Origin of the sequence: Anaerobacillus alkaliphilus, assembly GCF_004116265.1 — a bacterium.
Taxonomy (GTDB): domain Bacteria; phylum Bacillota; class Bacilli; order Bacillales; family Anaerobacillaceae; genus Anaerobacillus; species Anaerobacillus alkaliphilus.
This window is the reverse complement of sequence record NZ_QOUX01000046.1, coordinates 426315-439434: the sequence shown is the minus strand read 5'-3', so window position 1 is coordinate 439434 and position 13120 is coordinate 426315. Positions and strand designations below refer to the sequence as shown.

The window sequence follows — 13120 nt, the reverse complement described above, 5'->3', positions numbered from 1 at the left end:
TGATAAAGGGGGTATAGTAATGATTGTTCGGTTTGGATACGTAGCTATGAGTGTTCAACTGAAAAATGCTTCTCCTTCACAAACCATGACGGTTAAGCAGTTTGAGCAAATAACAGATAAAGAAGCGGCCATTCGTAAACTTGAGCGTATCTCTGTATCAAATTTAGAGAACTGCTTTAGACTTTTAAAACATAATTGGGCACATGAAATAGAATTTTTTCGATTTTCCTCAAAGCTTGTTCCTTTGGTAAATCATCCACATACGGAAGGTTGGAAATTTGAAGAGGCGATTTCGCCAATATTAAAAAAAATAGGTGAATTTATTTCAAAGCACAATATGCGAATTGGATTTCATCCTGACCACTTTGTCGTATTGAATAATTTGGATGAGGACCTATTAAAACGTTCGTTACATACACTCCTTTATCATTATAAACTGTTAACCGGTATGGGCATAGATCCAACACATCGCTGTGTTCTGCATGTTGGTGGAGCTAAGAATGGGAAGGTCGATGGTTTAGAAGACTTTATCGAAAACTTTGAAAAAATTCCTAAGCCAATCCAAAAAATGATTATATTAGAAAATGATGATACTGTATATCATATTGAAGATGTTCTATACTTAGGTGAAAAACTTCAAATACCAGTTGTTTTTGATCTTCATCATCATGATGTACATCAGCCGGAGGAATTTTCTTTTCTTGATATCTGGCAAAGAGTGGTAGAGACGTGGAAGCATAGTCTACTTCCTGTAAAGATCCATGTTTCCTCTCCTAAAGAAGGTGAGGACGATAAAAGGCATCATGATTACATTAATGTTGAGCGATTGATGAAATTTTTACATGAAATAAAAGGTAGCGTTCCTCATCTAGATATAATGATAGAAGCGAAAAAGAAAGATGAAGCTCTTATGAGAGTAATGGAACAGTTAAGTCAAAGACAAGATTGTACAATTAGATCCCAGGCAAGCATTACAATATAGGAGTAAACACTCGCTTTCGAAGATTTACCATGATATAATTTATTACTTAAGGAGGGTTATTATGTTAAAGTTAAACGCTGTTACAACTACAGACATCGTTTCTGAGTCATTAAACCTTGCAGAAATGATTGTTCAATCACAGCAATTTAAACAATATGAAGCCGCAAAAACCGCTCTCCGAAGTGATATTGAAGCTCAAGAAATGATCTGGAATTTTAATAAACGAAAAGATGAATATGAAGAAGTTCAAAGATTCGGCAAATATCATCCAGATTATAGTCGTGTTTCAAAGGAAGTGCGAGAATTAAAGCGTAAAATAGATTTATGTGAACCAGTTGCTCTTTTTAAGAAATCTGAAAAAGATTTGGAAACACTGTTAAATGATGTGAGTCTTATTATTGCTCATGCTGTATCCAAAACGATAAAAGTTCCAACTGGAAATCCATTTTTTGACTCTATGTCTTGTAGTGGTGGTTGTGGAACAGGTGGTAAATGTGGATGTAAGTAACCACAGAAGGTACGGGGGTTATGTTACCTTAGCACTTCAATATTGAAGAAAGTGGAAAGTCGTGGTAGACTTTTAGTAAAGGTAATGTGAGAATAAAGGAGAAAATGGAAATGATAGGGAACCGAATCGGTCTAGCAGTTTGGTTACACTCTTTAAAATATGTAAGACAAATGAGAAAGTACGGAAATGTACACTATGCATCAAAGCGAATGAAATATGTCGTTCTATATTGTGATGGCTCAACAATTGATGATACAATCGAACGTTTAGAATCATTACATTATGTGAAATTAGTTAGTAAATCAATGCGACCATTTCTAAAAACAGAATTTCAAAATGCCAAACCCGACAAAGCAAAAGAATACGATTATAAAATGGGTATTTAATTATATAATGTAGGGCTAACTGTTTTTGCGGTTAGCTTTTTTTACATTATAGGAAAGTATATAATTTCGACTTAAATATTGTTTAGCTCCAGGCGCCATCGGCTCGAGGTCAAATAACCTGACCGAAAAAAAGTGAAAGAGCGCACTTTTTTCGGTCAGAACATTTGCTTGTCGCCGATAGGCGGGCGCCTTGCGCTTTTCTTATGATATATTTTAATAATTTCTCAAAAAAAAATCCTCGTAGGTTCACCTACGAGGTGCCTGATAGCAAAAACAAAATCGTATACTTTGTTTTTGCACAAGGCTATGGGAGAGGAGAAACCGGAGGAAGAACTTATGGGGAAACGTAAGCCTTCTCCGCGGTTGTCAGCAACACGAGATATTCATGTTGCTATTTTTATTATGACCATTGAGATATGTTCTATACATCCTCTCTTTTATTGAGAATTTTCTATCAATTATAAGAATTAAGGTAAATCTGTTAAGGTTTTTCATTTTTTGTGTTAGGATTGGAAAAGATATTGGCAAAATGTTAGATATCATCATAAGGTGAGTGATTTGCGTGAGAGTAATATCAGGAAAATGTAAAGGTAGACCTTTGAAAGCGGTACCAGGCCAAACGACAAGACCAACAACCGACAAAGTAAAAGAATCAATATTTAATATTATTGGACCATATTTTAATGGTGGACAAGGGTTAGATCTATATGCAGGAAGTGGTGGGCTTGGTATCGAAGCATTAAGTCGAGGTATAGACAAGTTGATCTTTGTAGATCAAAACCCTAAAGCAATTGAAATCATTCAGTTAAACTTAAAGGCTTGTCGCTTTGAAGATCAAGCTGAAGTCTATCGTAATGATGCCAGACGCGCATTAAAGGCTGTTGCCAAACGAGAGATTAAATTTGATGTCATCTTTCTAGACCCACCATATGCGAAACAGCGTTTAGAAGAAGAGATCACCTTTATTATAGAAAATGAACTATTAATGAATGAAGGAATGATAGTCACTGAGCACGATGCTTCACTGACATTACAGCACTCTATTGCTACAGTATCCTGTGATAGACAAGAAATATATGGTGATACCGGTATTACCATTTATAAATTTAAGTAATAGGTAGAGTTGTAAAACCTCAAACTTTAGATTCTACATTCTACATTTTTCATTTTTCATTACCATTACATAAAAGGGGGATTTACATTGGCTAGCACTGCGGTTTGCCCAGGAAGCTTTGATCCAGTAACTCTAGGACATCTAGATATAATAACAAGAGGTGCAAGTGTTTTCGATAAAGTCATTGTTGCTGTACTAAACAATCGTAGCAAACAACCTTTATTTACAGTAGAAGAAAGAGTTCAACTTTTAAAAGAAGTTACTAAGGATATTCCAAATGTTGAAATAGATTCTTTCAATGGTCTACTTATTGATTATGTCAAAGAAAAACGTGCGAGTGCAATCATTAAGGGACTTCGTGCCGTCTCTGATTTCGAATATGAAATGCAAATGGCCTCCATTAATCGAAAACTTGATGAAGACGTAGAAACATTTTTTATGATGACAAATAATAAGTTTTCTTATTTAAGCTCTAGCATTGTTAAAGAAATTGCTAAATACAATGCTCCAGTTGGGGATCTTGTTCCTGAAGTAGTGGAGAATGCTTTAAAAGAGAAATTTTTAAAACTTAAATAATGTAAGGCTCTTTTCTTAAAAATTGTGGCTTTTTTATCCTAAAATTATCGGAAAAATACCCTAGATGAAGAAGTCTGCCAATAAATTATGTAAGAAAAGAGCAGTACTTACTAATTTAGTGGTGAATTCTTAATAATTTGTGTAAAAATTCGGCTTTTGGGATTTTTACGAAAGCAACAAACTTTGCGAAAACAGCCTAATATAAAAAGAGGTGGACATATGTCGACCTCTTTTATGGTGATAATTTTTTAAATGTTAGAACTACATATATCATTAAGGCTATTAATGTAACCAGTTGGCCATATGTTAGGAGTAGTTGCCACATATTATGAAAGACAGAGTATGTTTCTCCCTGTAGAAAAACGGGGACTGTGTTGGTGCCTTTTTCCACCAATTGTTGATCTACGTACAATGGCTTCCAAAGAATAACTGTAAAGAAAGCAGCAAAAAGACCATGGAAAAGCCTAGCAATAAAAAATGGCTTAAAACGAATATCAGTTTCAGCTAGAATGCTTGCAACTTGTGCTTGTACCGAAAAACCACTAAACGCTAAGATAAAGCTAGTTATGATCACTTGCTGAAAAAGGGTTGCTGCACCTGTTTGACTAGCCATCTGACCACCTAACGTTATTTCAAAGATACCAGATATTAATGGTAAGCTTAATTCATTTGGCATATGAAAAAATGCTAAAATGACAGATACGAATAGGGAGAGCAACGTTGTAATGTCCAAAAGGCTTAATAATCGATTTAGAACGGAAAATAAAATAATAAATCCACCGATCATTAATAGGGTTGACACGGATGATTGAACAGCATCGCCGAGTATTTTTCCAATCGGTCTTCCATCTTTTAATCTTTCTTGATGAAGCATGTGAAGAGCAGTTTTTAAGGAAAGCTTATTATCTTTATCTTTTTGAGTTGTCTCTTCTTTTTTACTACCATGGAATCTCATGACAAGACCAACACAAAAATTGCCTAGATAATGTGATAAGGCTAAGACTATTCCTAAAGCTGGATTATGAAAGAAACCAACTGCAATTGCACCGAAAATGAATAACGGGTTGGATGAATTGGTGAAAGAAACAAGCCTTTCAGCCTCAATGGCAGTTAACTTATTTTCTTGTCTTAGTCTTGCTGTTAGCTTTGCACCAGCTGGATATCCTGACGCAAGTCCCATTGCCCAGACAAAACCACCGACACCTGGCACTCTAAATAGGGGACGCATTAGTGGTTCGAGAAGAGTACCAAGGAAACTAACAACTCCAAAACCAATTAAAAACTCTGACACGATAAAGAAAGGTAATAATGATGGGAAAACCACTTCCCACCACATTGTCAATCCGCGCAATGAAGCTTCAAAGGATTCCTTTGGAAAAACCATTAAGGAAGCTGCCATAATAGTTGCGCTTGAGGCGAGAATAATTGTTTTTAATTTTGAGGCGTTCACTGGCCTGCCCCCTTGAAAATTTGTACTTTGATACATGTCCTATTAATCAATATACGTATACAAGGATAAATTAGACCATATGATTTTAGAAGACGGACAAAAGTATGCAATGGAAGTATGGGGGGAAAAATTGTGAACCGACCAAAAATAGGTTTAGCTTTAGGTTCTGGCGGTGCTAGAGGGTTTGCACATATCGGTGTTATTAAAGTACTTGAGGAAGCCAATATTCCAATTGATTGTATTGCTGGAAGTAGTATGGGAGCACTAGTAGGTGCATTTTATGGAGTTGGTTACTCACCAGAGCAAATGGAAAAAATGGCTCTCCACTTTCAACGAAAGTATTATCTAGATTTTACAGTACCAAAAATGGGGTTCATTACTGGTGACAAAGTAAAACAACTAATTAAAATCCTAACTAAAAATAAAAAAATTGAACAGTTACGACCGAATTTAACCATTGTAGCTACAGATCTTCTAAAAGGAGAAAAGGTTGTCTTTAAGGAAGGGGACATTTCAACAGCCGTGCGTGCCAGTATATCCATACCAGGTATTTTTGTGCCTGCAAAAATCGGTGATAGATTACTAGTTGATGGGGCTGTTGTTGATCGCGTTCCGATTTCAGAAGTGAAAAAAATGGATGCTGATATTGTTATAGCCGTTGATGTCTCTTACTTTGAAGTGGAGCCAGAAATAAATTCAATCTTTGATGTCATTATGCAGAGCATGGACATTATGGAGCGAGAGATGATTCGCTTTCGAGAAATAGAAAGTGATATTATGATAAAACCAATGATTAATCAATATAGTTCAACTGCATTTAAAAACATTGATACAATTATCCAACATGGGGAAGATGCAGCAAAAGCTAAATTAGCTGAAATACAGCAATTGTTACAGAAATGGAAGGAGAAATGAAATGGCCATTATTCAAAAATCTCCATTATTTAAAAAACGATGGATAATTCTAATAGTATTTGTGTTATTGATTAATTTTTACCAATTGCCTTACTATTTTACGAAACCTGGTGATGCTCAAATATTGCATCCGATTATTAATGTTGAAGGTGGTTATGATGAAAAAGGGACCTTTATGCTGACAACCGTTCGTATGGGCCAAGCAAACATCATTAACTATTTATGGGCTAAATGGAGTGATCAAAGAGAACTTATCCATGAAGAGTTTGTTCGTCGAAGTGGGGAAACGGATGAAGAGTATCATCATCGTCAACTAATGATGATGAGTTCATCTCAAGATTTGGCTACAATCGTTGCTTATAGCAAAGCTGGTAAAGAAGCGTATTACACGAATTTTGGAGTAATTGTAACGGGGACAATTGATGAGATGCCTGCTTCAACGCTTCTAGAACTAGGTGATTTAATTGTTGCAGTGGATCAAAATAAGGTTACGACAGTGGATGAACTCCTTGCTCAAATTGGTGATAAACCCAAAGATGCTGGTGTCTTATTAAGTATTATTCGTAACGGTGAGGCAAAAGATGTGGAGCTTACTGTTACGTCTTTTCCTGAGGAACTAGACCCAACAAAAGAGAGAGTTGGAATTGGAATTACAAGTCCAGTAACGAAGCGTGAGCTAACCGTTAACCCAAAAATTACAATTGATACAAAAAAAATCGGCGGTCCATCGGCCGGTCTTATGTTTAGCTTGGAAATATATAATCAGTTAGTATCTGAGGATATAACGAAAGGTTATCACATTGCAGGTACTGGTTCTATTAATGAAGCCGGAGAAGTTGGCAGAATAGGTGGGGTAAAGCAGAAAGTCATTGCAGCCGAGCGTGCTGGAGCACATTATTTTTTAGCTCCAAATGAGTTTGACTCACCAAGCTCTAACTACGTAGATGCAGTTGAAGCCGCTAAATCAATTAATGCCAAAATTAAGGTAATTCCGATTGATACATTTGAACAAGCGTTAGAATTTCTTGAAAGCTTAGAAGGAAAATAGTAAAGAGTAAAGAGTGTAGATTATTAAACACAATCTACACTCTTTAGGATAATTGGCGGGTGGGCATATTCTTGTGTCATTAGCTTATTTTGAATGATTGGGTCAAAACCAAGTGCATAACAGGTTGCGGCTCTTTTTTCTATTTCAATAAAAGGATGTCTATACTTAGATAGAGTTGAGATAAGTGGGACATCCATTTGCTTTTTGTAGGAGTTAATATAATCCCTGCCTTTTTGGTTCATACCTAATACTCGAATGTAAGGGCTAGGGGTCGTTACATGTTTCATTTCTAGTTTCGACGTATTTGTTAAAATATGTAGACAATATCGCTGTAACCTTGTCCAGGTGTATCGTTTTGTTTTTAACTCCTTCATCAGCTCTTGAAACGAAGTAGCTTCTTTTATGCAGCTTGCGATGCGGTACTCTAATCCTTCCTCCGCCTCATAGATGTTACCTAAATCCTCTATTGAAGATGTTAGGATTTTGTACTTCAAAAAGGGGAATAACCGCTCCCAATGTTGAAAGCCATTATGCAAGTCTAGAAAATCTTGGATTTCCATAAACGTTGAAGTAGGTACAACATGTTCAATTGTCTTTAAGTCTTTTTTTTGCTTAATGATGGATTCCCTAATACTTGTCGCACTAGCAATTGATTGGATCGGAACTTCTTTATCATGGTATTGGGCAGTGGTCCGTTGAATCGTGTAAGGTGTTATTTTTGAGCTTTGTTCGTATATCGCTTTGACATAATGGTACCCTAAGATGTTATTTGGTCTCGACAAGTCTAACATTTCATCACGGTTTTCCATTTTCGTAAAAGCAGTAGCTAATGCTTTCGGGTAGCTCATTCCTTCTTTTAAAAATTGTTGAACAAAAACTTGATATGTATCTTCATTTTTTGAAATATAGGATACCAGATGCTTGAACTGTTGTATGTCACCTGCTTCACTACCAAAGCAAATAGCATTAGCACCTATACCGTTTAAGATGGAAACAGCTCCGTTTGCAAAGGTTTCCGCATGTTGTGTTGCATACACATATGGTAGTTCTAAGACAATGTCAACACCATTGGCTAAGGCCATTTTTGTACGCGACCATTTTGATACGAGAGCAGGTTCACCACGTTGTAAGAAGTTACCGCTCATAACCGCAATAATTAAGTCAGCGTTTGTTTCTTTTTTTGATTCATTTACATGAAGGGCATGTCCATTGTGAAAAGGATTGTACTCAACAACTACACCAGTAATATTCATCGGTAACTCCTTAAATAAAATAGATTCAATAATTATTTCCGATTTTTTACTTTTTAATACTATAGGCCAAATTATATAAAATTAATTAACTAAAAGTCCAATAAGCTATTTCTATTTTAGATAATATTATGGTAGAATTCACTTTGTTAGTTAATATAAAATAAATATTTTTCATTATAAGAATAAGAAAGTTAAAAAGATAACATAAATATAGAGAAACAGTGTAAAGAAGAAAGGTTGACAAAATATCAATCGAAGGCTATAATTACCTTTGTTGTCTTGAGGTGAAAATGAATGAAATGGTCAGTTCAGCAACTTAATACGTTAAAGAATAAGGGATTAAAAATTGATGAAATGGTCGACGTAAGTGACTTAAACAAAGTTAACCAAGAAATACGTGATATTTCATTAGTTCATGTGAAAGGTGAAGGGGTTTTTTCAAACCATTCCATTACTTTTCCTCTTGAAATTGAGGGAGAGATGACTCTACCTTGCTCAAGAACACTAGCTGACGTATCGTTTCCTTTTCAAATTCAAACTTCTGAAACTTTTAAGTTACATGATTGGATTGGATTTGATGATCATGATGATGATTTGCATGGTATAGAAAATGATACATTGGATTTGCTCCCTTATATTAAACAAGCTATCCTTCTTGAAATTCCTTTGCAAATTTTTTGTGAAGGTATCGAAGGGGAAGCACCCCCATCAGGAAATGATTGGGAGTTATTGACAGAAGAAACCAAAAAAGAACGAATTGATCCTCGATTAGCAGGACTCGCGAAGTTCTTTGATGACAAGTGATGTGTTTAAAAATGTAAGTATCCGGCTATTCCGGCCTTCATTTTAACATATTTTATCAAGTTGAAGGAGGTGGGAATCATGGCAGTACCTTTTCGTAGAACGTCAAAAACTCGTAAAAATAAACGTCGTACACACTTTAAGTTAGAGGTACCAGGAATGGTAAAATGCCCAGAATGCGGCGAATTAAAACTAGCTCACCGTGTATGTAAATCTTGTGGGTCTTATAAAGGAAATGAAGTAGTAAGTAAGTAATCTTACTTTCACTTCAACAAAAAGCAGGAAGGGAAACCTTTCTGCTTTTTGTTGTATAATAAAAGAAAAATCTGAAGAGAGGGGAAATATACATGGGGAAAGTGACCTTGAAAATTCAAAATCACCAAGCTTGGCTATCAATTAATCGTCCAGAAAAAAGAAATGCCATAGATTACGAAGTCATTGAACTGTTAAATGAACAACTGGACATTATTGGAGAGAATAATGAGGTAAAGGTGTTAGTCGTGACTGGTGTAGGAGAACAAGCTTTTTGTTCCGGAGGAGATTTATCTGTTTTTCACTCAATACATACAAAGCAAGAAGCGAAGGAAATGTTGGTGAAAATGGCTGAAGTCCTTCATAAGCTATTCTTCTTTCCTAAACCAACCATCGCTTTCCTAAATGGTTCTGCAGTCGGTGGAGGTTGCGAGATTGCAACTGCATGTGATTTTCGTATTGCTGAAAAAAATGTTAAGTTAGGTTTTATTCAAGGAAAATTAGGGATTACAACAGGGTGGGGAGGATCAACCTATTTAGTTGAGAGGGTTTCTAATCAAGATGCATTTTGGATGCTGTTGTCCGCTGAAATTTTTGATGCGAAAGAAGGTCTCAATAGGGGATTTATCCAGAATATGTTCACCAGAGAAGAGTTCGATTATTGGTTAATGACTTATACTAAACAGCCGTTAGGTGTAATAAAAGCATATAAGCAAAGAATATTAGCTCAATATAATCAAAATGTCATGTTAGAACGAGTTTTAGCAGAAATTGAAGACTGTTCAACTCTATGGGAGACCCCAGAACATCACGAAGCTGTCCAACAATTCCTACAAAAATAAGGCTACTCGTTACTTACAGTTGCTTATTCTGCATACTACTGTTCTCTGAATAAATAGAATTAAATAGGTAATAATTCCTTAATAGATCAAAAGAGTCTATCTTTTCTAGTAATTGCATAAAGATAGTAAAAAAGGATTTTCATTGGAGGGATTAGATGTCTATCGTTCGTCAAGATGCTTGGACTAATGATGAGGATTTAGTATTAGCGGAAGTCGTTTTAAGACATATACGGGAAGGCAGTACACAATTAGCTGCCTTCGATGAGGTTGGAGAACGTTTATCACGAACATCAGCTGCTTGTGGTTTCAGGTGGAATTCCAGTATTCGTAAAAAATATGAGGCTGCCATTGCGATTGCCAAAAAACAACGTAAAAATTTAAAGAAAACAAAGTTAGAAGATTCCCAAAAAGCTTCACAAGTTGAAGTGGCTAGTGATATTACCGAGGAATTTACACCTGTGCTTGAGACGATAAATGAAGAAGTAGTGACCATTGATGATCAATTAACAATAGACAGTGTCATTGATTTCCTTATCTCCCAAAAGGGAGTACTATCATCTAATGCTGACTTAGTAAGTGAAAATAAAAAGTTGGCCGAAAAGGTTGATGAGCTAACAAGCGAAAATAAAAAAATTACGAAGGAACTCCTTGCACTACAAGATAATTATGATCTAATGAAGCAAGACTATAAATTACTAATCGATATTATGGATCGAGCAAAGCAACTATCTATAGTAAAAGGGTAAACATAAATGAAATAAAAAGATCGGCCAATTATGGCCGATCTTTTTTAACTTTGACTTAAGCAAGGTTACTCCACAATATGTATAAGCAGGGTGTGAAGTTTCTAAATAAATTCATAGTTACTATTCCTGTTCGGTAACACCCTCTGGGAACCAAACATAAGGGTTTTCTCCACGATCTCGTTGTTCGTGATATGTTAAGGCATTAAAGCCCATTTTTGTCCAAAAGTCATCTGAACGTTGACGTGCATTTGTTTTAACTGGTAGATTAAAGCTTTTTGCAAAATTAACAAGCGCCATGCCAAGTCCTTTCCCTTGATACGGTTGAAGAACTTCTAATTTCCAAAGTTCATAATAATCTTGAGGAGGATTAAAGTAAACATCGTATTTTTTGTCGATACGATATAAACTCATTCTAGCGACAAGTTTCTTCCCGTAATAGATGCCGTAAAAAGGAGACTCGCTATCACCCTCAATGATATTAGCCCTTAAATCCTCTTTCATTGACAATTCTTGCGCGCCGTATTCTCTGAAGTTTTCAAACTCTTCGAGAGTTTTATAATTAACTAGTAGGCGCTTAATTTCAATATGCTCCATATAATTTTACCTCCAACATTGTAGTATTGATACAAACGACTAAAAATGTTCACTGTTTTATTTTACTATAAAATCAATACGAGTTATCTATAAATTTAAATTTTTTAAAAAATATCTTCTCTTTTTACAAAATCATCCGTTTTCGTTTCCTGTCTTTTGCTATGATATGCTACTATTTATATAAATGGTATTGCTAAAAATGATGAAGGGTTTACACTACGGGTTAGGACAAGGTAATTCTAGATAGAATTAAAGGTGGAGCTTTTATGAGAAAAATTGGCATTATTGGAGGAGGCTCAATCGGACTCCTTTTAGCGGGATATCTAAGTAAAGCTAATTATGAGGTTACAATTTATACAAATACCGAGAAACAAGCTAAGTCGTTATCTACAGAAAAACTAATACTGCATAATCAACAAGGAACAACAGCTTATACTGTCAATAGTATACCGTTTGACCAGGCTGATTATTACACGGATGATTGTCTTTTTGTAGCTGTAAAACAGTATCATCTAAAAACACTTGTGCCAAAATTAAAAGATTTACCTGGGTCCATTCGTACAATGGTTTTTCTACAAAATGGAATGGGGCATCTTAAGTATTTAAATGAGTTGACTAGTAAGTCAGAAAATATTTATGTTGGTATTGTTGAACATGGTGCGCTAAAAAAATCGGACTTTGTTGTTACTCATACAGGAATAGGTGAGTTGAAGATTGGAAGTTACCGTGAGAGACAAGCCAAAAGTTCAGCTATATGGGAAAATTTGACGAAAGTAGGTTTTCGAACGAAGCATTACTCTGACTGGCTTCAAATTATGGAAAGAAAATTAGTTGTGAATGGTGTTATTAACCCCTTAACTGCACTATATAGAGTAAAAAATGGTGAATTGGTTCGGAATCCTTATTTTCAAAAAATTATGAGACAACTATTTGATGAGATTGCCCATGTTATCGATTGTAACGAAAATGACTGGGAACAGATTTTGCAAATTTGTGAGAACACAAGTGAAAACCATTCTTCTATGCTTAGAGATATTGAAGAAGGGCGAGAAACAGAAATTGAGGCTATTACTGGTGTATTACTTGATAAAGGGAACAACCAAGAAATGACCTTACCACTGAACAAGTTCATTTTCAACTGTGTGAAAGGAATAGAGTTAAGGGAAAGGGGGGGGACGAAGTGAGTGAAGCTATAGCGTGGGTTGTAGCAACATTAGTAACTTTACCAATTATTTGTTTTTATTTAATTTATATCATTAGTGTCAAGACAAGTAAAAACAAGAAAAAGTCAATAAAATTAGCTGTTGATTTATCGGCATCCTTTTTTATTATAGCTGTGTACTATATTGCTTATGAAATTTGGGCACTATCTTTGTTTTGGGTAATATTAATTTTGATTATAATTGTAGCGATGATCTTTACAGTTATTCACTGGAAAATATCTGAGGATATTCAGCTTGGGAAATTAATTAAAGGGATTTGGCGTTTTAACTTTATTCTTTTCTTTCTTGCTTATCTTGTTCTTAGTATTTATGGACTGGTATTAAGTATTTATTCCATTACGTAATTAAGTGTAAATATTGGCGTTAATGATTTAGGTCTGCTATACTCTAAATTATTTCAGTTGACAGAAATATAGGGAGGTGTTTGCGG

At 35.2% G+C, this 13120-nt stretch carries 16 protein-coding genes; 13 read left to right on the top strand and 3 right to left on the bottom strand.

The window, feature by feature from the left end; all coding sequences use genetic code 11:
- The first annotated feature begins 19 nt into the window (after nucleotides 1-19).
- The 5 genes from uvsE to coaD all read left to right on the top strand — a co-directional run bounded on the left by uvsE (nucleotide 20) and on the right by coaD (nucleotide 3566).
- Entirely contained in the window at nucleotides 20-982 is a 963-nt protein-coding gene (gene uvsE / locus DS745_RS17330) for a UV DNA damage repair endonuclease UvsE (protein ID WP_129079487.1), read from the top strand.
- Nucleotides 983-1043: 61 nt separating this feature from the next.
- Nucleotides 1044-1490: a YlbF/YmcA family competence regulator gene (locus DS745_RS17325; RefSeq protein WP_129079486.1), complete on the top strand. Its 447-nt coding sequence runs from the start codon at nucleotides 1044-1046 to the stop codon at nucleotides 1488-1490.
- Between the two features lie 110 nt (nucleotides 1491-1600).
- Complete coding sequence (locus DS745_RS17320) at nucleotides 1601-1876, top strand: YlbG family protein (RefSeq protein WP_129079485.1); 276 nt, start codon at nucleotides 1601-1603, stop codon at nucleotides 1874-1876.
- Nucleotides 1877-2438: 562 nt separating this feature from the next.
- Nucleotides 2439-2990: a 16S rRNA (guanine(966)-N(2))-methyltransferase RsmD gene (gene rsmD / locus DS745_RS17315; RefSeq protein ID WP_129079484.1), complete on the top strand. Its 552-nt coding sequence runs from the start codon at nucleotides 2439-2441 to the stop codon at nucleotides 2988-2990.
- A gap of 87 nt (nucleotides 2991-3077) precedes the next feature.
- On the top strand, nucleotides 3078-3566 hold the full coding sequence (gene coaD / locus DS745_RS17310) for a pantetheine-phosphate adenylyltransferase (RefSeq protein WP_129079483.1): 489 nt from the start codon (nucleotides 3078-3080) through the stop codon (nucleotides 3564-3566).
- A 232-nt stretch (nucleotides 3567-3798) separates the two neighbouring features.
- Here the strand turns inward: coaD and ylbJ are convergent, their stop codons facing one another.
- The gene (ylbJ, locus tag DS745_RS17305; protein WP_153188179.1) at nucleotides 3799-5016 is read right to left on the bottom strand and encodes a sporulation integral membrane protein YlbJ; all 1218 of its coding nucleotides are present in this window, start codon (nucleotides 5014-5016) and stop codon (nucleotides 3799-3801) included.
- Nucleotides 5017-5148: 132 nt separating this feature from the next.
- Here ylbJ and DS745_RS17300 point away from each other — a divergent pair, with 132 nt between their 5' ends.
- On the top strand, nucleotides 5149-5931 hold the full coding sequence (locus DS745_RS17300; RefSeq protein ID WP_129079481.1) for a patatin-like phospholipase family protein: 783 nt from the start codon (nucleotides 5149-5151) through the stop codon (nucleotides 5929-5931).
- A gap of 1 nt (nucleotide 5932) precedes the next feature.
- Nucleotides 5933-6979, top strand: a complete 1047-nt coding sequence (locus tag DS745_RS17295; RefSeq protein WP_129079480.1) for a YlbL family protein — start codon at nucleotides 5933-5935, stop codon at nucleotides 6977-6979.
- Between the two features lie 23 nt (nucleotides 6980-7002).
- On the opposite strand, the gene DS745_RS17290 is transcribed toward DS745_RS17295, so the two are convergent.
- Nucleotides 7003-8232 (bottom strand): nucleotidyltransferase, encoded by a 1230-nt coding sequence (locus tag DS745_RS17290; RefSeq protein ID WP_129079479.1) that lies wholly within the window; start codon nucleotides 8230-8232, stop codon nucleotides 7003-7005.
- Between the two features lie 294 nt (nucleotides 8233-8526).
- Here DS745_RS17290 and DS745_RS17285 point away from each other — a divergent pair, with 294 nt between their 5' ends.
- From DS745_RS17285 to DS745_RS17270, 4 genes are all read left to right on the top strand, one after another.
- On the top strand, nucleotides 8527-9036 hold the full coding sequence (locus DS745_RS17285; protein ID WP_129079478.1) for a YceD family protein: 510 nt from the start codon (nucleotides 8527-8529) through the stop codon (nucleotides 9034-9036).
- Between the two features lie 78 nt (nucleotides 9037-9114).
- On the top strand, nucleotides 9115-9288 hold the full coding sequence (rpmF, locus tag DS745_RS17280; protein WP_129079477.1) for a 50S ribosomal protein L32: 174 nt from the start codon (nucleotides 9115-9117) through the stop codon (nucleotides 9286-9288).
- Between the two features lie 92 nt (nucleotides 9289-9380).
- Nucleotides 9381-10127: an enoyl-CoA hydratase/isomerase family protein gene (locus DS745_RS17275; protein ID WP_129079476.1), complete on the top strand. Its 747-nt coding sequence runs from the start codon at nucleotides 9381-9383 to the stop codon at nucleotides 10125-10127.
- 155 nt (nucleotides 10128-10282) lie between these two features.
- A complete protein-coding gene (locus DS745_RS17270) occupies nucleotides 10283-10873 on the top strand; it encodes an RsfA family transcriptional regulator (RefSeq protein WP_129079475.1) in 591 nt (196 codons plus the stop codon).
- A gap of 120 nt (nucleotides 10874-10993) precedes the next feature.
- Here the strand turns inward: DS745_RS17270 and DS745_RS17265 are convergent, their stop codons facing one another.
- Nucleotides 10994-11467 carry an N-acetyltransferase gene (locus tag DS745_RS17265; protein ID WP_129079474.1) on the bottom strand — a complete coding sequence of 158 codons (474 nt, stop codon included), beginning with the start codon at nucleotides 11465-11467 and terminating at the stop codon, nucleotides 10994-10996.
- 266 nt (nucleotides 11468-11733) lie between these two features.
- Between DS745_RS17265 and DS745_RS17260 the strand changes: the two genes are divergently transcribed.
- Nucleotides 11734-12651, top strand: coding sequence for a 2-dehydropantoate 2-reductase (locus tag DS745_RS17260; protein ID WP_129079473.1), 918 nt, complete (start codon nucleotides 11734-11736; stop codon nucleotides 12649-12651).
- Nucleotides 12648-13034 (top strand): DUF3397 domain-containing protein, encoded by a 387-nt coding sequence (locus tag DS745_RS17255; protein ID WP_129079472.1) that lies wholly within the window; start codon nucleotides 12648-12650, stop codon nucleotides 13032-13034. Before DS745_RS17260 ends, DS745_RS17255 begins: the two co-directional genes overlap by 4 nt.
- The last annotated feature ends 86 nt before the right edge of the window (nucleotides 13035-13120 follow it).